This window comes from Brevibacillus sp. JB24b, assembly GCF_051713385.1.
In the GTDB taxonomy this organism is placed as follows: Bacteria; Bacillota; Bacilli; order Brevibacillales; family Brevibacillaceae; genus Brevibacillus_B; species Brevibacillus_B laterosporus.
This window is the reverse complement of the sequence record NZ_JBNVQV010000001.1, coordinates 2,357,679-2,381,536: the sequence shown is the minus strand read 5'-3', so window position 1 is coordinate 2,381,536 and position 23,858 is coordinate 2,357,679. Positions and strand designations below refer to the sequence as shown.

At 39.8% G+C, this 23,858-nt stretch carries 17 protein-coding genes; 1 reads left to right on the top strand and 16 read right to left on the bottom strand.

Translation table 11 applies throughout. The annotated features are described in order from the left end of the window. Position 1: 1 nt before the first annotated feature. The 14 genes from ACQV1I_RS11615 to ACQV1I_RS11550 all read right to left on the bottom strand — a co-directional run bounded on the left by ACQV1I_RS11615 (position 2) and on the right by ACQV1I_RS11550 (position 19,891). The gene (locus tag ACQV1I_RS11615) at positions 2-1,837 is read right to left on the bottom strand and encodes a hypothetical protein (protein WP_116334358.1); all 1,836 of its coding nucleotides are present in this window, start codon (positions 1,835-1,837) and stop codon (positions 2-4) included. Between the two features lie 34 nt (positions 1,838-1,871). Beyond that, positions 1,872-3,293 carry a hypothetical protein gene (locus ACQV1I_RS11610; RefSeq protein WP_116334359.1) on the bottom strand — a complete coding sequence of 474 codons (1,422 nt, stop codon included), beginning with the start codon at positions 3,291-3,293 and terminating at the stop codon, positions 1,872-1,874. Positions 3,294-3,333: 40 nt separating this feature from the next. After that, the gene (locus ACQV1I_RS11605) at positions 3,334-5,994 is read right to left on the bottom strand and encodes a PKD domain-containing protein (RefSeq protein WP_116334360.1); all 2,661 of its coding nucleotides are present in this window, start codon (positions 5,992-5,994) and stop codon (positions 3,334-3,336) included. A 16-nt stretch (positions 5,995-6,010) separates the two neighbouring features. Then, positions 6,011-6,397, bottom strand: coding sequence for a Low copy number virion structural protein (locus tag ACQV1I_RS11600; RefSeq protein ID WP_094702575.1), 387 nt, complete (start codon positions 6,395-6,397; stop codon positions 6,011-6,013). A 2-nt stretch (positions 6,398-6,399) separates the two neighbouring features. Next, entirely contained in the window at positions 6,400-6,816 is a 417-nt protein-coding gene (locus ACQV1I_RS11595; protein ID WP_116334361.1) for a hypothetical protein, read from the bottom strand. 127 nt (positions 6,817-6,943) lie between these two features. Further along, positions 6,944-10,405, bottom strand: a complete 3,462-nt coding sequence (locus tag ACQV1I_RS11590) for a peptidoglycan DD-metalloendopeptidase family protein (RefSeq protein WP_116334362.1) — start codon at positions 10,403-10,405, stop codon at positions 6,944-6,946. Between the two features lie 10 nt (positions 10,406-10,415). Further along, positions 10,416-11,468 (bottom strand): hypothetical protein, encoded by a 1,053-nt coding sequence (locus ACQV1I_RS11585; protein WP_116334363.1) that lies wholly within the window; start codon positions 11,466-11,468, stop codon positions 10,416-10,418. Further along, positions 11,468-12,085 (bottom strand): S-layer homology domain-containing protein, encoded by a 618-nt coding sequence (locus ACQV1I_RS11580; RefSeq protein WP_104033721.1) that lies wholly within the window; start codon positions 12,083-12,085, stop codon positions 11,468-11,470. The genes ACQV1I_RS11585 and ACQV1I_RS11580 overlap by 1 nt, the downstream gene beginning before the upstream one ends. 123 nt (positions 12,086-12,208) lie before the next feature. Beyond that, complete coding sequence (locus tag ACQV1I_RS11575; RefSeq protein WP_236645813.1) at positions 12,209-16,693, bottom strand: hypothetical protein; 4,485 nt, start codon at positions 16,691-16,693, stop codon at positions 12,209-12,211. A gap of 65 nt (positions 16,694-16,758) precedes the next feature. Further along, the gene (locus tag ACQV1I_RS11570; RefSeq protein ID WP_018671057.1) at positions 16,759-16,914 is read right to left on the bottom strand and encodes a hypothetical protein; all 156 of its coding nucleotides are present in this window, start codon (positions 16,912-16,914) and stop codon (positions 16,759-16,761) included. 185 nt (positions 16,915-17,099) lie between these two features. Next, a complete protein-coding gene (locus ACQV1I_RS11565) occupies positions 17,100-17,585 on the bottom strand; it encodes a DNA polymerase III subunit gamma/tau (RefSeq protein WP_236645814.1) in 486 nt (161 codons plus the stop codon). 160 nt (positions 17,586-17,745) lie between these two features. Further along, positions 17,746-18,804 carry a hypothetical protein gene (locus tag ACQV1I_RS11560; protein ID WP_094702591.1) on the bottom strand — a complete coding sequence of 353 codons (1,059 nt, stop codon included), beginning with the start codon at positions 18,802-18,804 and terminating at the stop codon, positions 17,746-17,748. A 368-nt stretch (positions 18,805-19,172) separates the two neighbouring features. After that, a complete protein-coding gene (locus ACQV1I_RS11555) occupies positions 19,173-19,433 on the bottom strand; it encodes a hypothetical protein (RefSeq protein ID WP_094702593.1) in 261 nt (86 codons plus the stop codon). 212 nt (positions 19,434-19,645) lie between these two features. After that, positions 19,646-19,891, bottom strand: a complete 246-nt coding sequence (locus ACQV1I_RS11550) for a hypothetical protein (protein ID WP_438769227.1) — start codon at positions 19,889-19,891, stop codon at positions 19,646-19,648. Positions 19,892-20,172: 281 nt separating this feature from the next. Between ACQV1I_RS11550 and ACQV1I_RS11545 the strand changes: the two genes are divergently transcribed. After that, positions 20,173-21,174, top strand: coding sequence for a DnaA N-terminal domain-containing protein (locus ACQV1I_RS11545; RefSeq protein WP_116334367.1), 1,002 nt, complete (start codon positions 20,173-20,175; stop codon positions 21,172-21,174). Positions 21,175-21,652: 478 nt separating this feature from the next. Here the strand turns inward: ACQV1I_RS11545 and ACQV1I_RS11540 are convergent, their stop codons facing one another. Together ACQV1I_RS11540 and ACQV1I_RS11535 are read right to left on the bottom strand one after the other, a co-directional pair. Next, positions 21,653-22,417 (bottom strand): hypothetical protein, encoded by a 765-nt coding sequence (locus tag ACQV1I_RS11540; RefSeq protein WP_201747415.1) that lies wholly within the window; start codon positions 22,415-22,417, stop codon positions 21,653-21,655. Between the two features lie 195 nt (positions 22,418-22,612). Then, positions 22,613-23,770 carry a flagellin gene (locus ACQV1I_RS11535; protein ID WP_116334368.1) on the bottom strand — a complete coding sequence of 386 codons (1,158 nt, stop codon included), beginning with the start codon at positions 23,768-23,770 and terminating at the stop codon, positions 22,613-22,615. Between the last annotated feature and the right edge of the window lie 88 nt (positions 23,771-23,858).

Below are 23,858 nucleotides of genomic sequence, written 5' to 3'. Positions count from 1 at the left end.
ATTAGCTGTTTTTAACAAGTGTGTCTTTTAGGATACCAAGACCGATAGGTGCAAACGGGCTTATGGTTGCTAACGTTAAAGGACATACAGGTGTATCTGCCAATGAATAGCGATACAGCTGCTTATAGTCATAAGTAGCAAGTATTTCTGCATCTTTCGCAGGTTCTTTTCCATCCAAGAACACAATTCTCTTTGTTTCAAAATCAAGCGTATAATCCGTGCCAAGCACCATCAACGTACAATCTACTTTTACCTCCAGCTTGAAAGGGGTCCCATCATCTTTTAGTGAAGGTTGGTGGGAGAGATGGAAGGTTTTCTTCACGCCATCTCCTTTACCCAGATCTTCATTTTCAGAAGTCTCAATTACTTCTAGCTCGTCCAACTGAGAGATATTTTTTGGATGGATCGCATAGCACTCATCCAGCTTACCAACAAAACCATCGTTTGGATGTACTACATACATTGGCGAAATATGATATTTCCCACTATAAACAGATGGATTGAAGCGTGACTCACCTTCATCAACCATTTTGTCATGTGTAATAAAAGCTAGATAATGCTCTTGGTAATACGTACCACCAATAGATTGTTGCAATTGTACACTACTATTACCATTGGAGGTATGGTTACCATAGTCAACAAACAGAGCTCCTAGTTTCATATCCTTCTTCCATTTAATCTCATCTTTTGGACGACACCCTGACATAATCACATGATTTTTACGTGGAGACTTACCAAGCGTGGTCATACGTCCAATATATAAGGGAGCATAATAGGTGTTCTCAGGACCCGCTGTTGGATCAGGACGCAGGAATAAAACGACTCGATCCTTTGTCATATTTCCCCAATAAAACATAGTAGAGTCACGTTGCCAACCTCGATCAAAATGATCTAAAGGAGTAAAGGACAAGGCAGTTGGCATGGATGGATAAATATAAGTAATGGCAGAATATACACCATCCATCATAGATTTACCATCATCTGGATCAAATTTTTTCACTAAGATATCGCCATAGTTAATTGTTTTTGTTCCAGTTCCAACTAACACACGTACATAGGAAGCATGTAACTCTGCCCCCAAATCAGGAGCTGGACGAGTGGAGAGAATTTTGATTGTGTTCGTCGTGTAATCGACCTCGTACTCCTCAGGCGAAATTTCAATCTGGTTTATATAAAGACGTACCGTTCCTTCCTTAATTGTAGTTACTGTTGGAATCGGAAAGCTTCGTTTGGAGCCATCTCCATCAGGCAAAATAGATTCAGGATCACCTACTTTTACATTGCCATCCATTCCTTGAACAATCTTCTCACTTCGAACATCATCATAGGTAAAGAAATACAATCTTTTGGGCATATCAGGTGCATTTGGTGCGGGGGCATAGGAAACTGTGAATTTATCATTAGGTTCTGCTGGAGAATTGAGAGTAATAACTCCAGTAAAGTCCTCCACCTTATACTCTGCTTTATCAACAAATACTCCATTTTTGTAAAGCATTAGTGATCCTTTTTCGATAGGGTAAACAATGACTTGCAATTGGGTTGTTGAACCCGTAAGCAAAGTAGCTTCACCTAACACTGAATTTTGTGAAATATAATCTACTTCACCAGGCTTCTTGAATTTCCCACCGTAGCCATATACCATACCAAAATTTCGAACTTGACCATCACTTCCAACGGATCGAAACAATCGTACATCTGCAAATTTTGTTGTGATTCTTCTTGCATGATCTGTTAGCGCACGATATTTTACATAAGTTTGCCACCCATGATCATTAAATAATTTTTCAAGTTTATCAGGAAACAACTGAATGGTAGAATCTCCATCAAACCATGCCATTACGCATTCACCTCTCTACGTGTTTTACCTAATCCTAAGGAGTAGGGATTTCTTTTCCTTCTTTATCAACCGTGTTCAGGTACAAGCCAATCCCAGCAGGACGGAATTGAGTCCCTGGCTTCTTGGTAAGAGGAGAAACACCTTCTACCATGAAATAGCGGTACACGTCAAATTCATCTGGGCAATGAGCTTTTTTGACTCGTAATTTATTTGCATGAAAGGAGAACGCAGCCAAAGCAATGGTATCTTTAAGCGTTCCACGCACACCTTCCTCAGGATGGATTACGTATACTTTGGAGGTATGAACCTTGCTACTGTATCGAGACGGATTAAAATTGTATTTATATAAAGGATTCTCTGCGTTATTCCAAGCTCGCGGGTAATCTCGTTTTCCATCGGCTGAAGATCGTTCTGGTGGCATCTGATTTGGTGGTGCATTCCAGGACAAATAGTGTGCCTGATAGCGAGCACCCAGCTTACCACGATGTACACATACGTTATCCAGTCCGTTAGCAGGGAATTTTGGATACGATTTGAGCAACGGCATAATATTGGGTTGACGAGTTGCTGTATTGTCGTAATCATATTCCGTAATATCCTTGAGATTTTTCTCAATAGGTACACTACCAACAAACAAGGCGTAAGCATTGTCGCCTTCTTCAATTGGATCCAGCTTGCCAAAGTAAAACGGAATACTTGGTACTAAGTTCCCTTCAGGTGCAGGCACATTATCGCATTGCATAACAAAAAATGCATTCGTTTTTGAAAGAGTCCCTTTGATTGATATCTCAGAATCAGCCCACCAGTTCGTAAACTGAACAGCAGAATTGTAAGATGGTTCAAAATATTTTTCTAATAAATTAGTACGAAGACCAGCCTGCATTACAGGTGATTGCATTCGGCCTCCCTCAGCCTTGTCAATTGTGAATACAACATTCGACGATCCAGAATCACTCCATTTACTGGATTCAACCTCAATATCGACTGCTGCGCGCAATTGTTCCTTTTCTAGACTTGTATCCCAAGCTAAAACAACATCTGAATAATTTAGAGTCAATCCCTTTAGGTCTTCAACCATGTAGACAAATAGTGTTTGAGGAGACCGATATTTTCTAAACTCATTTGTTGTCCAATCAGCAAAATCAGCAATCGCATCTTTATCAGGTCTGAATTTATACTCCAGTAGTTTTGGACTCCAAGAGCCAGTAATCGCAATTCCAAACATCTTATTTTCTTGATTTGCATAAATAAAATGCTCAGCAACCGTTATTCGATACACATTACTGGGGGTTTTGGTCGATCTTGGATTTATTAAGCTTGCATCAAAAATGACCTTCTTAAAGTTAGCCGCAACGCTCCAGCCTGCTGTCGCGAGCAGATCACCTAATCGTGCTTGTAAATCAGACTCTGTTACTTTCGGTGAAAAAGTAGCAGCAGTCGTGTCAATGAAAGGCATATCATACACCCCTTATATGTTTTATTTAAATCCCCTACTCCTATGGACTAGGGCAATGCACCAAGTATTCCCATTGAGTACCCGAACTGCTTGATGATACGACGACCTTAATCTGGGTTATTCCACCAAATGGATTATATTGAAACGACAAGCTCCCTTTGTTACTTACTTCTCCATGAGTACTAGCCACTAGATTATCCTGATAAAAGACATCCATGCGATCAGGCACTCCGTACATGTCGTAGTCAATAACAACATTCCCTCCATTTGAACCGAGCTCATGATATTTTTCCGTCCGCTGTCCTCCGCCCGATTCTGCAAGTTTGCCACATTTTTGCGTGTTTGGAGGTGGTGGCGGTGGCGGCGGAGGTGGAGGTGGTGGCGGCTCTATAACTTCAATCGTTGCCGACGCTTTTCCTTTTTGCCCCTGTTCATTTACAATCGTTAATGTTACCGTGTAGGTTCCGCTCTGCTTGAATGTAAATTGAGCCTGGTCTACTGAATAGCTCCCCTTATGGTGGTCTTCCGATCCATTCCATTCAAAATGCAGAACGGGCGAATGCCTACTATAACTTGATGTAAAGTTAACGGATTCTCCAGTCTTTATTTTCGAAAAGGATGGTGAAATGGATACCACGAATGGCAGTGGCGGCGGTGGATCGGGGGGAATTGGAGGAAGCGTAATGTTTCCTTCCTTTAGAATCCCGAGCCCTGCTGGACGAAAAGGAGTTCCAGGTCGTTTCGTCATGGGAGAAATCCCCTCCACTAGATAGTAGGAATAGATTAAATGTTTATGCATTCCGTCTATATCGCAGTATTGATCGGCTACAGTTAATTCATCACCATTCATTATAGTTAAGGGAGATACAAAAATAACATGTCGTAGCGTTCCATGAGCTCCATCTTCTGGATGAATCAGCATAGCTTTGGATGCATGTGCTTTTTCACTATATCTGGAAGGGCTGAATTGATATTTGTATAGCTCGTGCATATAGTTGTTCCAAGCTCTTGGATGTTTTTCTTTCTTTTTGGTTTCACACAAGGGAGGCATGTTATTAGGCGGAACATTCCAAGAAAAATAATAGGATTGATAACGTGCGCCGTATTTCGTTCTTTTTACCATGACAGAATCGATCCCGTTACTGGCATGGACTGGATATTCCTTTAAAATGGGTAACAAGGTATCTTGCCAGTTGTCTGCGTCGTAATCATCATAATCAAATGTGGCAGAAGCCCTTAATGCGTTGTCTACATTTGCCCCTTTTTTATTTAAAGCAGAACCAGAGAACAAAGCTGCTGGCTTACCACCCTTATCTGTATAAATAGTAAAATCAAGCCATATGCGGGCTGATACAGGAGGATATGCGTTTACCCCAGCAGTACTCTGAACCTCAATCGTAATAGTGCTCTTATCGTCTATTCCAAAAACATCAAACTCTCCTAGGTACTCTGCATCCGTTTTTATATCAACTGGACTCTGATAGTCAATTGTATGAAAAACTCCTACCTCTACCCCTTCTACAGAGACCTTTACAAGCTCACCTTCATCCCCATTTACATCCCCAGATAACCAGACTTTGACTTTTGATCCCTTTGATTTCATTGGATTATTGGACACGATAGTTATTTTTTTCCGAGATGCTTGGTCAAGATCAAAGACAAGATCTCTCTTCAGAACTTCCTCTATCTCGCCCTCTATATCAAAATCTCCCATATAAAGAGGAATAGCCGGTACCGCATTACTATTCCATACAGGTGCAGTATCTGAGATAATGATAAACATGAGCGATTTACCATCTATAAAGCCTCTAACAAACACATTGCTATCGCTCCACCAGTTGGTGTATTTTACGTGTAAACCTCCGATAGTATCAATGCTTTCTAGCTGTGGAATTCGGGTTCTTGAAGTAACGATTGGAGATTGGTAAAATTGCGGAAACTGCTCTGTGACTTTGAATTGCAATGCTTGGGACTTGGATTGTAATCCCCACATCGACGATTGAACCTCTACGTCTAACGCAACTCGTTGAAACTCTTTCGGATCTTGCCAGCCTACGATCATATTGCCGCTTACTATAAATTTATCCAGTTGGTAGAAATATAACGTATGTCGTTCATACAGGTCTTCTTCCTCCACTTTTTTAATTGCCCAAGAAAAAATGCCTGTGTCATGCGGCATAAGCTGTGTACCCCAATCTGCAGCTGGATGATAAACAGAAAAGGGTACTCTTTCACTTGTGTTATAAATCTGTTCCTTTACCTTTCCAAGCACGGCCATTCCAAACAAGTTTCCCGAGATGTTCCGTAGGATATAGTGTTTGGCAACGTAAAACTCAAACTCCTCTGTACCCTCTATCTCGCTATAGTAAATCGCAGCTTGTCCCTGCACACCTGGCTCGAATTCAATTCGTAAGCCTCCATTTGCCTTCTCCATTACGCTATAATACGTACTAGGCATTAATTTGCCATCCAAATAAATATAAAAATCATCTGGATATGCTAGCTTGGGAATATCAACATAGGGGCGAGCCAAGGGTAAAAAAAACCGAACAATGGTTGGTTTGGTCAGTCGAGATGCATACACTACTTTGTGAAATTCAGCTTCCTTTCTCCAACCATTCGCTATACATAGATCAGCTAAACCTTCAAGCAAATGTTTTTCAGTCAGCATGACATCAAGCCAAGGGTGAGCATCAGACATACAATCTTTTCCCTCCCTATCTCAACATTTGGTAATTAACCCAAATATATTTATTTTTTCCACCTTCATTAAAAAATTCAAAATAGAATGTACTTCCCGCCGAACACGGTATAAGAGCTGTTAAATACATCCCCTCAGGTAAATCCTTTGTATAAATGTTCTTGCAAATCAATTGATTGTTTACATAAAAATTCCAAAAATCCTTTGCTTCATAATGGGAAACTCCAACTGCAACGGAAAGTAATTCACTATCCTCAGCAATCGATAATGTATGATCTGTCTTTCCAAGCCCCTTGGATGTAAGAATGATTCCCTCAATATACGGGGCTGTTTTCGTTGGCATAAAAGGTGGATCGAACCTTCCGCCAACAACATAACTAGCAAAATTAGCACCACTAGACACGCCTACACCGCCCTTACATAGTCAAGTTGAAGACTTTTAAACAGACCATTTTCTCGAATAATGCTTCCTTGTATTGCTTTGAATGCTTGCATGTCTGTCTCTTCCTCCAACTCCTCATTTACGATGGAGGAAAGCTCTACCTCGATTAAAAAACCAGTGATCATTAAGCTTTCATCTCTTTCAAGACTAAGCTTTTCAATTGCTCCATTGTCATATGTATAAATAACGGTAGTAACCAGTGACGGATGTGATGTCATTTCTCGCAGTACTTCTACACTCACAACCTCAGGCTCTCTCCGGCTCTGAACAATGGTAAGGTCGTCCCCCCGGGCGTATAACCCTCCTTTTTTCATCTCTCTTCTAATCAGGTCTATAATGGGGAAAACTTCATTAGCGTTTGTAAAGTTACGATTGAACATACTTAACACCTCAGCTTCTATTTCAATATAAGAAAAAGCAAGGAACAGTTATCGTTTGATACGTAAACATTCCTTGCTTTTTTATTGAAATGTAGAAAGAAGTATATAAGTAAGCTAAAATTTTTGGCTACCTCGGCTGTGGTAATGAATGCCAGGTCAGTTCCAAAAAGTTAACCATACCGCTTTCATTACCAACAAGCCTGTTTCCTTTAATCAGATAGTAGCCTGCTGTGTAGGTATTTTCGTCATAGACGTAACAACCGTCTAGCAATTCAATAAATGGATTGCCTTTGACTACTACGTTTTTTGTTCGAGCTTGGCGTTTCATATCAAAGAAAATCTTATTGGCAATCTCTTCTTTAAGCCCACGCATGGTAGCCCCATCCTTTTCCTCAATCCAAGGCATATGCATACCTGCTGTTCGAATACTTCCTTTTGTGGCCACTAATAAACCCTTATCAAAAAAATGCTCCACTGAACCTGCTGAACCCGAAATCATCAAGTGATTCCGAATACGTGAATAATCCGTAGAGGAGGTCATTTCTAGTAAGTTGTTATTATTGGCAAACTCCCATTTTGCTGAATCTATCATTTGCCATTGGGGGACATCCAGAAAGGAGAGACGTTTCACATGAAAGGTTCCATATCGATCACAGTAGGCTCTATAGGGCATATCTTGTAGCAATGACTGAATAGCATCTGCCGCTCTGGTCCCTGCTTGGAAGGTGACAGACGCAACAAATGGATTTTGCCATCCCCCCACTGTTTTCACGCTTTCTTGAGTTACTGCCTCTAATTCACTTGTCTCCCTGTTAAATTTCATAAAGGTGTTCTTACCTTTATTGACATCAATGTAGACCGTATCCTCAATTTCATAATCGGGATATTTCGTATCTTCATAATAAATACGCCAATTGCTTAATCCAGCTGTAACAGCGATATCTTCTACAATACTAGATTTTAACCATGCAAATGCTCCTCCATCACCTGCATATGCTTCTTCTGGTGGATAGGACATCGGTTTATAAAATACAAATTCTTCTAAGACATCGTATCTATCAACACAATGAAAGGTGATGGTTTTAGCCTCGGCGTCCTCTTCAATTTCTCCCTTAATCAGTCCTGTAAAAACACGAACCACATCTTCCCCATAGCCAGCATAGATTCGGATAGGCGTCCCTTCACTAATCAAATGGCGCATTTCTCCTTCCTCCCAATAAGAATAGGGAGACGGAAGATTTTTATAGGTATCAGGAAAAAGGGTATTTCTCTCAAATGTAGGAGAATATTGGCCTGTTGCGTTATTAAGCGTGATAGCAGCAGTCGTAGAGGAGGTATCTAGATGAGAGTTCACTTCCCATGACATGATGTCATTCTCTAATAGGAACGAATCCTCATATTGAAAACTCCCTACCTCATACCATTTTTCTTTGTACATATTCTCAATGTGGGTAGCAAACTGTTCAATAGCATAATTATTAAATGCATACTTCACATCAGTCAGGTGAAGTGCTCCTTTTGTAACAGCAAACAAAATACGGTTTGTCCCATATGGAACAGCCGTTCCACGCACTCCCGTATTTTCCCACTTTTCTTTATCATCAGGGAGTAGCTTCTTAACGTACACATCCATATCTGTTTCATTGTGACAAACGACAACATACTCCACAAAATCCTTTTTGTTGTCTATTTTATACGTTCCACCATTGGTGCCGATCCCTTCATCGGTAATATCCATCTGATATACTTTTTTTCCATCGGAGATATATACCCTCCCTTGGGAATTTGTGTCAAGCTTGACCTTAAATTGCATTGTAAATGGGAAGCTTTTCACTCGTCCCACTCGCTCTAGACCTGCTTCCTTACCCTTGGTCGTGATGGTTTGATAATCACCATTATCTTTAACATCTGCTTGTTGATAGGTAAGCCAGTTCTTCGCGGAGCTCATCGTATCTTCGTAATCCCAAACCGTTTTCCTGTTAATAGATTCCACATCGAACTCACGTGCTTTTAAGAAAAGAATGCCGAAACGACCTGTAGAAGCTTTGGAAGGATTTGATAAGGAAAACTCGATTTTGTGTTTTCCTTTTGGAACGGGGATAGATGGTGGATATGCTATCCCATACTTGGCATTCATCCCCTTAATCGTAACTACTACGACTCCATCTACCTTGACCTGAACCACATCTTCTAATTCCATATTAGCCATGTACGCCCAGCCTAAACTACCCGCTTTAAACCAGTCGTGCTCAAAGGTGAATTTTTTAACCTGTCCAGCTGCATTCGTTTTCTTAAATCCAAAGAGATGACAGGATTTATTGTGAGAATCGTAATCGATATACTGCTCAGCACCCACTACCTCTGTATACTTAGTAGGATCTAATGCCGTCTTTTTCACGGTAAAGTCCTTATGATAAGAAATCTTTTCTGTTGTCCGATTAAATTGATAGGTGGAAATGGTGTGATTAATCTGTCCATCTGAATTGCGTACCCTACCATCTCCCCAGCTCTTTACCCGAACCAGAACTTGTTTTCTTCCAAATGTCCTGCACTTTTGATCGTTCTCCATTAAAATATCAATCTTGTTACCCTTGATCGCTCCTCCAATGTCATCTGCAAGGTATTCTCCCCAGCTAACACCATCGACAATAACTTCTACTTTACTCTTAAGAGGTATGATAGAGGGATCAACAGCGATGATTTTATCATTTTTCCAGACACTAACATCTGTTCCCCCTTTTGTGGTACCTGTACACCCCGTACATTTTGCATGATACGCAGTCGCTTCCATCGAATACTCGACAGATGAGCCTGCTGATTGCAAGTTTTTTTGTGTTGTTGAATGAATACGTGCTGGTGCCTGAATCACCTTTTCCCCTCGTAGGAATGGCTCTGGATTTAGATCATGACCATTCTGTCGCACCTCAAAGTGGAGATGGGAACCGTCACCTCCCCCTCCTTTAATCACGAGTCCCGAATTCCAGCCAATCCCAATAGGTTGACCTGCATGAACCGTTTCCCCTTTCGTAACTAACAAATGTTTCGGTTTCATATGAGCATAACGAGTAGACCAACCGTTTCCGTGATCAATGTACACAGCGGCACCGTAACCATTTAACCATCCAGCTTGAACAACACGACCTCCCCATACCGCATGTATATAGTCTCCTTTTTCACAGTCCAAATCGATCCCTTTATGCCTTTTTCGGGAACACCTTGGATCGGAGTCATGCCAATCTGTAATCAGCATCCCATTTATATGAGTATTGTCATTCGTCTTACCTTTCATCGTTCTGCTTGACAAAATCGGCATTGACATACTTGTATTAATCAGTTCGGTCGGGGCGTTAATTGGTGTACCATCTGTTTCGTTAGTCAATTGGGTAATCCCATCGATGGACAGCATATTTCCTACAACTGAATCATACACGTACTGTACGGCATCATATTTTTGCCGAAATCCAGGCACGTATGACATCTTATCTAGCTCAATAATTACACGTGGTTGTGTACCATACGCACTTACCCGTCTCATAATAGATTCCAGTATTCTGGAGGAAGGATAGTTCACATCACTTACAAAAGCCATTTTGCATCACCTACCTAAACCTTTCTATTGCCCATTCAATGAAACGATTGAGAAAAACGATTGCTTCGGCACGAGTTATACATTCTTCGGGTTCAAAACGTTCATCCTCATATAATGGAAATGCATAGCATCCGTCCAAAAATCTTTCCTCTAAAATATCAATCACATCCGTCTCGTACCACTTTCCAGAAAAGGTATCCCGATCGGTGATGTAACGAGTTGGAGATGGATTAGGCTTGTACTCCTTATCTGTAAATCGATTGTAAAAGCTTCTTCTCATTCGCTGTAGAAAAACCATAAATTCAAATCTTCTCAATTGGACTTTTGGAAAAAATCGATCATTATAACGTACACATCCTGACTCTACAATCACTGTGTCTGTCGTGGTTTTGAATTTCCCACCTACCTTGTAGTTATACGTCACTTTTGCTGGATAGCCATTATACATGTATGGTAGATAAACTCGTCCTGCATGTATAACAAATACATCCCGATTAAATCCAATAACTTCTTTAATTTTCTGTTCTGGATTGTCGCCTGATTGAATATCTACTAGCTTGCGTTTTAGCTTCACACCTAGTACCGTACAAGCTTCCGGCTTTAAGCGTAAGCTAAACGTATATTGGGATTTTTTCATTAGATCCGCAGATGGCATGTGAACATCATTTTCTCCGCAGGTACTAAAAGGGGTATTTACACAGCCTACTTGTTTATATTTAGGCTTTCCAAAAGCAATGCAGACGACCTCAATTCCCCCTGACATCGGATTCGACATCGTGATTTTTCCATTTTCCACCTTCTCTGGCTCAACCTCAATACCATGTACGATCACAAAAATAGGGTTATCATCATGTACCTTATAATCAGGTACGAGAAACTCCTGTTGCCCATCCACGGTAACAAAGCGCTTGACCATGCGCTCATAGCCCTTCTCGAAAGCATCATAATACATCCCATCGATAAAGCTTTGTGTGCCCTCACCATCCAAATGAAGACGAGTAGCTTCCAATAAGTCTCGATAAAACCAATCTAGTGGATCAATATCAATCCAACGCCGCACCATTAATACCCCCTTAGAATCCGATCAATATGACGGTATGTCCTCATCAAAAAGGTGATTCCTTCTGCTCGTGTACATACTTTGTCAGGTCGGAAATAAGAAACCGCTTCACCATCATCTTCATAGTTAGCGATTAATCCTCTCTGTTGCATTTCGTCAACATATGTTTTTGCCCAATGCTTCTCCATATCAATAAATTGATTTATATATCGGTACTCATGCTCTTGTTTACGGATAAGAGAGAGTCCAATTGTCACAATATACTTCGTTTCCATTTCAGCTGTGTTAATGTCTGGTTCCCCTGTAAGAATCCCGACATAAATCGTTCCTTTTTCATCATAGTAACGATGCTTAGCTCCACTAAACTGTAACCAGTCAGCAAATTCCTTTTTACTGTAAAACAATAAAGTAAGCGTCGTCGTATAATGAGAGGTTCCATGACTGATCAATCCAGCAGAAGACGACAGTGTCTGATTTACATGTGTTTTTAGACTAGGAGAAGGTGGTTTGTAATCATTGATAAGCTTTGCTTTTACCTCGGTAAAACGTATGCCATTATCATAAAAGAGACGCTTTTTATATATGTAATCTTCTGAATGAAAGCTGTTTTGTTGGGTCACGTTACTACCTCCTTGTTAGAGCTTTTAGACTTGGATTAGGATTAGAATTCAGGAAACTCGTTCCATACGAAAAGAAATACCCTACCTCAATATAAGGTAGGGCGTCATTTTCATAACGAAATATTACGGATAACTTGAACGATAAGCAGCAGTCCCCATCAGCATTTGATCTCGAATGCTACCTACTCGACCAGAGAATAATCCACGGCCTATTCCATTGCCAATCGCTGTTAATTGTGCCTCAGTAGTATTGTTGGATACATTAGGCAATGCGATATTTACCGTTACATCACCTGAACCAACTGTAAAGGACTGGTGCGTATTTCCTCGAGTCAAATATTCATAACGACTCATGGCTGTTACACCGTCTGGCAAATTAAAGGTGCCTACAGGCGATTTCACTTCATCAAGAATACCTAGCTGAGCCTGTAGTGATTGTTTCGTCAAATCTCGAATTTCTTGCATATACTTCTTCTGTTCTTCCGGACTCTTTCCAACCATATCCTTCTTGTATTGCCCAATTAGCTTATTTATGTCCTGAACTTCTTGTTTAGCAGAAGCAATACGTAGCGCCCTCATTCCAGGGGAATCATCTGATGCACCTCCCCGTCTTAGCTTTTCAGCCAGATAAGTATTTTCACGATCTCCTGCTTTCTCTTCTAAATCAATACGCTCAATTCCAATTTTTGATAATGATAGGTCCTTATAGCGAAGTTGCTCACTAGAAATACTATTTTCCACGTCACGAATAGCAGAGGCTATCTCGTCCTTTTGATCACCCTTTGCCTCGATCGCCTTTAATTCGGCAAGTCTTACTCTCAAGTCGCTAATTTTTGAATTTGTAATTTTTTGTAATGCACCAATATAAGCCTTCGACTGTCTGTCCATGTTAATGGCAACCATCAATTCTTTGGCTTGAGCGACTTGTTCTGCCTGCTGTAGCCCTTTTTGTACAGAAGAAAACTTCGTTTGAAATTGTCTCTGCTGTTCAGCTTTTCTGTCTATATCTACCTGCCTTTTACCTTCTCTCTCTGTACTTTTTCGATCATCTACTAATTGTTTATAGCGCTTTTCTTCTTCCTTGTATTCGTCAGAATTTTTATCCTGTATGCTTTGCAAGTGCTTCTTAGATTCCTCAATATACCTATCAAAGATTCCCAATTCACGTTGTAATACCTCTTCTAATCTTTTTATCTGTCCTTCCTTCATATCAATGAAGGCTTTGCTATCGGTAGCCACACCATCCAATTCGGCCTGTAAGCTCTCTTCCTCGTTTTTTTTCTGAGCCTCTGAGAAGCCTTCTTTTAGCCTAGTCTTCGCTTCATCTGCCGTAATGTTGGATAAAAGTCCATTTTTGTACTTTTCATCGTAGCTTTTTTTGGCATCTTCTTGAAGCAAAGCTTTTTCTTTATTTTCAAGCTGTGTCCGTTCATATTGTTTTATAAAAGCTTGTTTTTTCTTTTCCTGAATTTCCTTTTTCCTTCCACTCTCTTCAGACCAAGCATTCACGGCTTCCTCTTGGGAAATATCATTATCTCTTAGGTAGTTGGCTAGATCTTCATTATTTTTGAGGTTCGCTCCCCGTTTATTGTACATTTCGCGGACCCCATCCATCATTTCTTTCGCATGTCCTACTCCTAGATGTGTATCTTCTCCCCCAAAGAATCGACTAACACCGTTCATAAAGCTTCCATACATGAGATAAAGAGTATTACCAATGTTAGGCAAACTCCAAATCCCATTATCTCCAGCCACTCTTAATGTGTTCGCCACACCTACCATGTCTTGCTCTTGTTTTTCAGCACTCATTAATTGACGCTGATCCTCTGTTGTCGTCATGTTCATGGCTACTGTCTTGGCAGCTTGTGCTAGAGCCAGCATGGCTACAAGCTGAGCACCCATCTTGAAAATGTTAGCTGTTAAACCACCGATTGCTCCCCCTGCTCCCCTAGCTAGATCGGATGTTTCACTTAGGAAGTTCTTAAACTTGTCACCCATTTTGTTTTGATTAGCTTGTTCATTCATACTACGCATCGCATGGGATAGTTCTAAATATGTGGCAGACGAGTTGCGCGTAACTGCTGAGCTTTGCCTTAATGAATTCTGATAACTATCTAACGCTTGATTTAGGCTCGTAATGCTATTTATCGCTGGAGAACCATTCCTGCGCAATTCCTGAAGATGTTTCTCAAAACCATCAAATTCAGTTTGACTCATTGCACCCATGCGTGAAGCAACGCTTTTAAACCCTGTATTTGAACTCATTTTTTGCACATAGGTAGTACGATCCGTTGTACTTGTTAGCAAGGTATTCAAGAACGTAGGCTGAATAAGTTTATTAGAATCAGGGTTCGTTTTCAATCGATTGGCATAAGTCCGATTCCGATTAAATCTTTCTTGATACGAAACCTTCCCTTTTTCTTTCCAGTTTTTTGATTCCTCCATCATTGTAAAAAAAGTAGGAAAATCATTTACCCTATGTCCTGAGTTGGCTACATATTTTTTAAAATGCTCGTGCTGGGCTTTACTCATGGAATTAAATTCTTGCATTCGTTTTAAAAAGGTTTCATTCCCTTGTAAATCTGTTGCTTGCTGGCGCAGTTTACTATTATTTCCCTTTAAGTCATTACCAATAATACTCGTTAATACAGGATCTGACGCCATTCCTTTCATACGATTGGAAAAAGCAGTACGCTCTCTTTGCTCTTCCCAGTTCTCAGGAATTCCTGATTTTTGCCATCCCCACTTGATGCCTTTCATAAGTGTAAGACCAAGCAATGCGTTAGACAGAACATCTGCTAGACTAGCAAAAATATGAATATTCTTTGAAACCCCATCCGCCATATTCATGAGCATATAAGAAACCTTATTGATAGATGGAGTCAACTCGGTAACTAATGCATCCAAGGCTACTTCTAAACTTGAATTAACCCGATTCATATTAACAGAAGGATTTTGCAAGGACTGTTGAAGCATTCCTTCAAATTTAGACTGATCAAAGCCTTGCATCTTACTAATAAACTCTGCATGTGTTTTAGCTAAAAGGGCTTCCTGACTGGCGCCACCTTTTCCGCCTTCTTTTGTACCAAAAAAAGAATCGATAAGCTTATCTCGTTCAGCACTATTACGTAAGGAAGAGAGCATATCCGCAAAATCCTTATACATTGACTCTGCACTTCTTTTTTTAGTTCCACCAGTTGTTGGATCCATCTCTTCTGTTTTGACGCCCAACTCTTTCGCTTTATCCCTTCCTTTGTCACTTTCAAAGCGCTTCAGGATTTTTTCATAGGTTCCGAGATTTGTATTTGTTTGAATCGACGCAGCAGAGAGCCCTACGAGCATATCTGCGTCTGTTTTCGATCTAAAAGTATTACCAGATTTATTGATTATCTGCAAAATTTGTTCACTGTTTGCCGCTCCCATTTGGGTTACGGAAGCAATGGAACGAACGATCTTATCATCCATTTCTTGCATGGATATCCCGAGCTTATCTTTAGTCGCCAACAAACCGCTAGCTACTGCTTTCGTATCAGTAGAAGGGTCTATTGTCTTGATTTGTGCTACCTGTTGCACTAGCTTCTTGATTTCGGCTGGTTCATTAAGTGATTTACCGCCAATGGAGGCTACTTCAAAAAGCTGCTTAAAGGGCAGACCATAAAAAGCAGATTGTTCACGAACAAAGCCTTTAATACCTTCAATAGCACTCGATACTTTTCCCTGATCAACCGGGCTTTGAGAGTTTGTGGGATCGACTCGATAATCTTTGAGTAAAGATAGACTGCGGTATAACTTGATCTCTTCCTGTTGAATATGATTAAAAATATCGATAGCTTGGTAGAGAAGTGAGGAAGGGTCTTTAGCTCCACTTACCGCTAAGTTATTACGAATAGAAGTAATAGCAGCATTTTGAGCACTGATAGCCGTCACTACACTAGCAGCGGTCCCCTTCTCATCTGATGCTGGAGAAACGCTAGCTTTCTTACCTGATGCTGTTATACCTGAGCCTGTTACACCATTCTCTGCTGAACGTAACATTACAGGAGAAGAGAGGAAAGGTGGCAAAGCGCGATTATGGCTCTGTATGCGCCCAGCGCTTGTCCCAAATTCTTGCAGTAGATGCTCCACTTGGAGATCGAATTGTTCCCTGATCTTTTTGATCAGCCTTTTGTTGATTAAATTGATTTGACTAATGAGGTGTTTTTTTAGCCTAGGGCTCGATTTAATATCTAGAGTTTCAATGCTTTCTACTAACTCCTGCAATTGATGCTGAATGCCTCGTTTTACTTTTCCTTGAACCTCGTCTGAGACTCTTTGCATCAGTGATTGTATTTCTGGCATCCTCTGAGTGATTGTTCCAGTCCTCTGTCCAACACCCTTGATAATGGGCATGGAGTTACCTCCTTGATTCAGCTGTTGGTCTAGTTTTCTTCCGCTGTCTCTGTTTACTTCTTTGTGAAAGGAACGTATTGAATTATGTGCGGTACTTATCCGAGTCACCAATTTTCCATATCGTGAGTCAAGTTTCTCTAACTCCTTCCCATATTGAATGGAGCTTTGGATGGAAGTGCGTAACTCAGATGCAAAGGTAGCTCTCATCTCATTATTCATCGTCTCACCTGCCTTATAAAATAAAACTCCTGCCCCTCCATACAGGAGCAGAGCAGGAGTATGTATTAACCCAAAACGTTGGCAAGCCATTCCATATCTGTTTCATCTGCTACTTTATAGCCATCCATGTAAGTCCCAGTCCCATCTGGTCTAGTCTCGATCTGTCCTTGTGATTGATCCTTAGAAGATAAACCTCCTCCAAACAGGCTTCCAAAGGACATGGTTGAAACTTTCACAGTGAATTCGATATGTTCATTGCATTGCTCTAAATAAAACCCCAACTGAGGCAATGTCAGCTGCCAAACCTGATATTTATCCAGATGACAATAATGGGCCAGCTTGAAAAAAATATCAGCCCAATTGATAGGAGCTCGTTTCTTATACTCCTCATCTTCTTCCTCAGTGGTTACATTGACTTTTTTAATCCATTTAATCCAATCATTGCATCAATGATCCTCTTGGCAGTCTCTAGGTCTACATAATCAGCCAAGTACTCCGTATCCACGTGTTTATAATAGGGTTTAAACGCCATTAAGAGTACCTTTAATAATTCCTCATAGCGATCATCGTCTAGCTCTGACTCTGGAATTAAATTGGCAATAATGATTCCTGAATCAATTGTATTTAACAATTTCATCAGCTTTCTGGCATCCCTAATACCAAGGGGAGGTATAGAATACGTCTTACCATCTCGCAACCTAACCTTTTCGTCCTCCTCAAAAAAAACCTTTTCACGTATGGACGCCTCTTCTTCACTTAGTACCTTGGATGACTCTTCCTCAGATATTGGATTTCCTTGTTGCTCTTGGACTTGACTTGCGACCTCTTGTTGAATTGCTTGTTCCGTTGTCATCTCATTATTTTTTGGAATCGCAAAATTTCGATCACTCAAAACAGTGACACCCCCACTTGTAATTTCCCCCATTTGATGTAAGACATAGGTAAGCTAAATGGCGGGGGTAACCAGATAGCTACCTATGCTGTCATTCTAAGTACTTATGAGCGATTTCGAACATGATTATGGAAAGAACCCCTCCTAGAGGGGTCCCTTTCTAGCAAAGATTTTTAGCATTAGCACTTTGGGCTTCGTATCGTTTGATAGTTCCGAGCTTTCCGTCTACACGATCAGGATCAATAACAGTCAAGGTTACACTATGTGTAGAAGCCTGTTGACGTTGTGCATCCACCGTAAAGTTTGATTTCACGCGGCACAAGTATAATTCTGTTTGATAGCCCTGGATAGACCCGTCTTTTTGTTCAAATTGACCATCATGAATAACATGAACAGTAAGTGGCATATCCTTCGTACTAATATCCAACACATCTACTACTTCGTTACGTTTGTAGTTTACGTAAATATCTACATCTTTTAAGGAAGAATGGAAAGATAACGTGCCGCCATTTACTGTGTACTGATTTTCTTTTGGAGCAGCACTTGTCGTTTTCTTTAAAAGTTTGTTTCCTTTCAATGTACGAACAGAAATTTGTGGATCTTTATGCAGGGCAGCTCCAAAAACAAGATCAACTTCGAATTTACCAGCTGTCTCTTTTACCGTATTCTTCTCTTCTAATACCCAAACAAAACCATCCTCATCATAAGAAACTCCACTCAATGCAACTGGATACACGATCACCACGGTTTTACCTGCAAGAGAGTCATCAAAAGTGATTGTTTTACCTGCAAGTGTTACATTCGATGTTAGGTCAGTTCCGTTAATGGTGCTCTCATACGCTTTATGGCCGGGACTCGATACGGAGGATTCAGAAAGTGTACCCTGATAAGGTGCGGAAGAAGGAACCTGTACGGTCTCTGTCACCATTTTATATGTGGCGCCACTTACACCTTCTCGTAATTTGGAACCAAGGGCCAAACGCACAAGGTTCAAGTCAAATTTTGCATCCTCGGCAGTGATATCGATAGTCTTTTTCCGTAAAAGGGTATCCAGAGCAACGCTGGAATCTCCACCTTCAATATCTTGCATGTCAAGTTGAATATCTAAGCGCATGTTGTTCAACGTACCAATTGTGATTAATTCATCACAATTGGGTATTTTTGCCATAAATTTACCTGCACCCTTAATTAACATTTTCTTATTCTTCGTTGTACTCATGTATAAAACCCTCCTCTAATCTTCTCAAAACAATGGTTGTAGTAATTACGTGTTCCTTTACGCTTTTTGAATAACCGTAACTCTTGAAAATTTCTGATTTCATCAATTCTTAGCCAAATCATGAAAATCATAGTTCACTGACGAGTAACTCGTAACATATGCGTATAGATACGAAACACTTTGATACTACTAAACCCCATCATCTTTTTCATGGTTCGTATCACAATATAAGTTAAAGCAGTCCAGCGTTTAACTAACCTGCGTATTGAAACAGAGCTTTTTTCTATTTGTCTTTTCTATCATATCTAACTGATAACGTTGTTAACGAAACTCCCACTCCAAACGATCTATTATACAACGGAGAAATCCTAAAGAAGTCCTCTTCTTTTCATGCAAGGTCGACATCCCTCAATAACCGTTTTAGGAATATACATTTGTTTATTAGATGACTCAACTTCATGAGGAAATACAAGATTTCCATGAACATTCATTACTTTTCCTGTTCTCTCCCCCAAACAATGCAAGCATGTTTGGGGTTGCCCTGAAAATCCTTCTGCTAGATAATTTTGTTTTGCCTTTTCCGTTACATAGCGAAAACCACACTGTACACATCTCATTAATTCTTGCATTTGTTATCCACCCAATTCTACTAACAATCTTCTAATCCTAATTTCTTTTCTATCATATCTACTTACGGGTGTTCATCAAATCTGACATTCTCCTATACTCGTTTGGCTGTTGCCACTCCTCTTACAAAACGAAAATGAAAAGTTTCGCAACCTTTCTTGAAGATAGGACCACTACTATAAAAGTAAGGAACAAAACGTAATAAATAAAAAGGTTACAAAGCAAGTTCTTGGATAACGATATAAAGCTCCTTTTTGCTTTTTACGATTACAAATACTGGCGGTTCATGTTCTATAAAACTAACAAATTCTATTGTGTATCCCTCTTCTTGTTGACTATTTTCGTATATATCTATCACCACAATACCTTTTTTGAATCGGAAAGCCAGTCCCATGAAATAGGTATCTCGTCCGAAGCTGGACGTAATTTGTGTAAACAGGTTGTCTAACAATATGCTCATCTCCTATTCTCAAAGATGGTTTCCAAATCAATATAAGTGAATAGCAGGCATTGATAACAACAATCTGTGTTCAAATAAATAGACTGCCTATTCCAATTAGTACATTCACAACAGACAGTATGCTCAGCAAATACAAAACCCTCTCTTTCCAAGTTAAAAGAGAGGGACATTCTTTATATAAAAGATTTCATTAGCAAGTAAATTTATTCAATGAAACACAAACTCAGTCATCGTCTATTCAATATGACTGCTACTTCTTTTCTATAGAGAGGATTCATTCTATGAAAAAAAAGAAACATCTTAATCTGAAACAATTAACGTATTATCGAATTGAAAAAACAGGAATAAAAAAACCTGTCTCACGGATAAGAATGGTCAAAGGAAAGCCTGTTGAGCAGACGTATGATCAAGAAGTTTTACAACGGGTCTATTACACCTATCAAGATTTTCAGACTCTTCGCCTGGAAAAACTAGGGGTAAATCTACCAATTGATAACAAAGGATTTACTACGATAAGTAATTATTTTTTGGACTTCTGGGGTGCTGTGATGGGAGCAACAGCTACTTCTCTTTATATTCATCTTACAAGATATTGCTATGGAGACAAGGATTACTGCTTTCCTGATTTACCTACTATCGCCTTAAAAATGCAGATTACAACCACGACATTAAATAAATATATGGACGTTCTTGAACAACACGGCTTTATATTTAGATTTTGGTTACAAAATCCTGAGGAAAATAATAATGATTGTGGGATTATCTATAAAGTAAGACGTACAATTCCCATTCTAAGTAAAGAGTTAGTTGAAAATTTACCCAAGCCCTTTCAAACCATGCACGATCAATACATTGAACAAGTAATGGAGGTTGCTCATATTGAGCTTGCTGAAAGTTATGATTACACCAATGATTTCGAGAAATTACGTGAAAAAGGCAAGCTTGGTAGGCTCCCCATTAACTTCTCACCTGCTGAACGTATCTTGTATGCTAAAAAGAAGATTACAACTATTATGGATCAAAGGAGTATAGCAGATGAAAAACTATGGATTAGCGTCCTGACTTATATCCAGCAACGGCTAACGATTAACTCTTTTAAAACCTGGTATGCCGATACATTCTGTATCACAAGAGAAAAGGAGCTTATCATCTACGCCAAAAACACCTTTCATCGGGATTGGTTATCCAGTCGTTATCGGGAATTAATTATGGAGGCTCTCCACAATGTGTCTCATTTCTATGAAAAAATAACTTTTGTGGCATGTATAGATGAAAATGAGTAATGATTCTCTACTTACTTTTGTTTTTTTCAATAAACAAATTTTTATGGGTAGCCCATTAAATTCCTATGGGCAACATCCTAACTCATTAAAAAAGGCTAATAGAATTTTTATGGGTAGGTTATCCACAGATTTTAGGCCCATCAAAAAATGATCTGGTAGGGGCAGATAAAAAAGAGATCGGCATCTGCCCATAAAAAAGCTATGGACATTAATAAAACAAAGTTTTTATCTTTTCCTTACTATTAATATAAAGAGGAATTGTATTTTTTGATGTAGACATATTAGGGATCTTAAATGGTGGGAAAATGTGACAATGGCGTACTCATATGAGTGATCTAGTGGAATTACCAATTTTTATTCACTACCACAGAAAGATTTTTCCTTGAAGTATCAGGGTATTTCCCCCAAAAAGTTTACATAATTTCAAAAAAGTAGCCGGGCTGTTTTACTACACACCCGGCTTTTATTCCTAATTTTTTTACTTATCAAAATCAAGGGGGGTTCTAACCGAAATAGTACTTACGCTGCGATCTGGAGAATTATTGTCTACTTTTATGAAAATTTGATATTTTCCTACATTATAATACATATCATAACCGCCATAGGCTTCATTATCATAAGCATTAGTTGGTTCACCTAAGCCTTTTCTAATATCATTTTCTGTAAGCTTGACATCGTAATAGGCTGATTCGACAGTTATTCGGTTCAATTTGGTAGTTGGCTTGACCTGATTTAATTCTTCTCCGCAAGAATCATGGTCATAATAGAAATCGGCTGTGGTCTTGGGGTGGTCATAACTATAAGTCCAGCATTCATCATTTGAAATGCTTTTAGGCTTTCCGTAGGTTTTCTCTATCTCTTTGTAAGCAGTTCCTAATGAAGTCGTAATACCTTTCAGTTTACCTTTCTCAGCCTGTTCTTTTATAGCGAGGAGTAGCTTGTGTTTTTTCGGATCGAGAGGTTGTGTGGGCTTATCTGTGGATTTATCCGAAGTTTTCTCTGTAGAATTTTCTGTAGATTCGTCTGAGGTTGATTCACTTGTTGTCTCTAAAGCAAGTGTCTTCTCATTTTTTGTTTTGCTTGCGCTTTCCTTTTCTGGCTTCATTCCTTCCGACGTGTCTTTTCCTTTTTCAGCTTCTGTAACTGGGATGGTAGCTTCCTTGCTTGCTTGTTTGGATGTACTACAGCCTATTACTAATAGTGAGACGGCAATGAATACTACAAATACATGTATTGCTTTCATAATGTGCCCCCTTCTTACAAGAGAAATCTGTATCTTTTTGGATGATGTAAAATTACACCACCTTCTCAATTGTAAGATATTGGACATTCGACTTTCAATGAAAGTTTGATGATAACTCAATGGAGGACTTTGGTCTTATAAACAAAAAAAGACCCAGCGCGAGGCCAGGTCTCTTTTGTCTATATAGACGATCAATTAACGAAGTAATTGAAGTACGCCTTGAGGTTGTTGGTTAGCTTGTGCAAGCATTGCTTGAGCTGCTTGAGTCAAGATGTTGTTTTTCGTGAAGTCCATCATTTCTTTCGCCATATCAACGTCACGGATACGGGATTCTGCTGCTGTCAGGTTCTCAGCAGTTGCTCCCAAGTTGTTGATGGTATGCTCTAGACGGTTTTGGTTTGCACCTAGTTTAGAGCGCTCTTCAGATACTTTGTTAAGAGCGTTGTTGATAGTTGTGATTGCTTTGTCTGCTGCTTTTTGAGTGGAGATGTTAACACCTTTTGTGTCATCAACCTGAGCTGGTTTAGTTGGATCTGCTTTTGCTGATGTATACGTTTTTCCAAAAGCAGCAGCTGGAATTGTACCAGCAGCAGTATCATCATCCTCAACTTCTAATCCAACTTTCTTTAATGCCTCTAATACATCGGCTTTCGTAGCTGTAACTGCACCGGCTGCATCTTGTGCTAAAGTTAATTTGACATTTCCATCTTTATCAATGGAAGCAGTGGTTTCTGCAACCGCAACGGCTGCTTTAGCAGTAACATCAATCACAATGTCTGTTTCGCCATCACGATTCGTAACCTTAACACCAAGTTCAGCATGTGTTGTTTCATTTTTAAGTCCGTTTACACCAAGGTCTTTGTTGCTCATGTTGTTGATGCTCAATTTAATGTTTTGTCCTTGGTTAGCACCGATATGGAAAGTTTTATCTTCAAAAGATCCATCCAATACTTTTTGGTTGTTGAACTCTGTGTCTGTAGAAATACGTTTGATTTCTTTGGACAATTCATCAACCTCTGCTTGTAGCTTTTGACGGTCAACGCCTTCGTTTGTGTCAGAAGATGCTTGAACTGCTAGTTCACGCATACGTTGTAGGATGCTGTGTGTTTCAGTCAATGCACCCTCTGCTGTTTGGATCAAAGAGATACCATCTTGAGCATTCTTAGAAGCCATTTCTAGACCGCGGATTTGTCCACGCATTTTTTCGGAGATTGCTAGACCAGCTGCGTCATCACCTGCACGGTTGATGCGAAGACCAGAAGACAATTTTTCTAGGTTTTTACCAGATGCGCCACTGTTTACACCTAGTTGACGGTGTGTGTTTAATGCTGATACGTTGTGATTGATTCTCATGATATATTACCTCCGTGTTTTGGTTTTGTAGTCTTGAGCCATCCTATGCTCAGACTTATATATAATAATCACTCTTCCTGGCATAGTA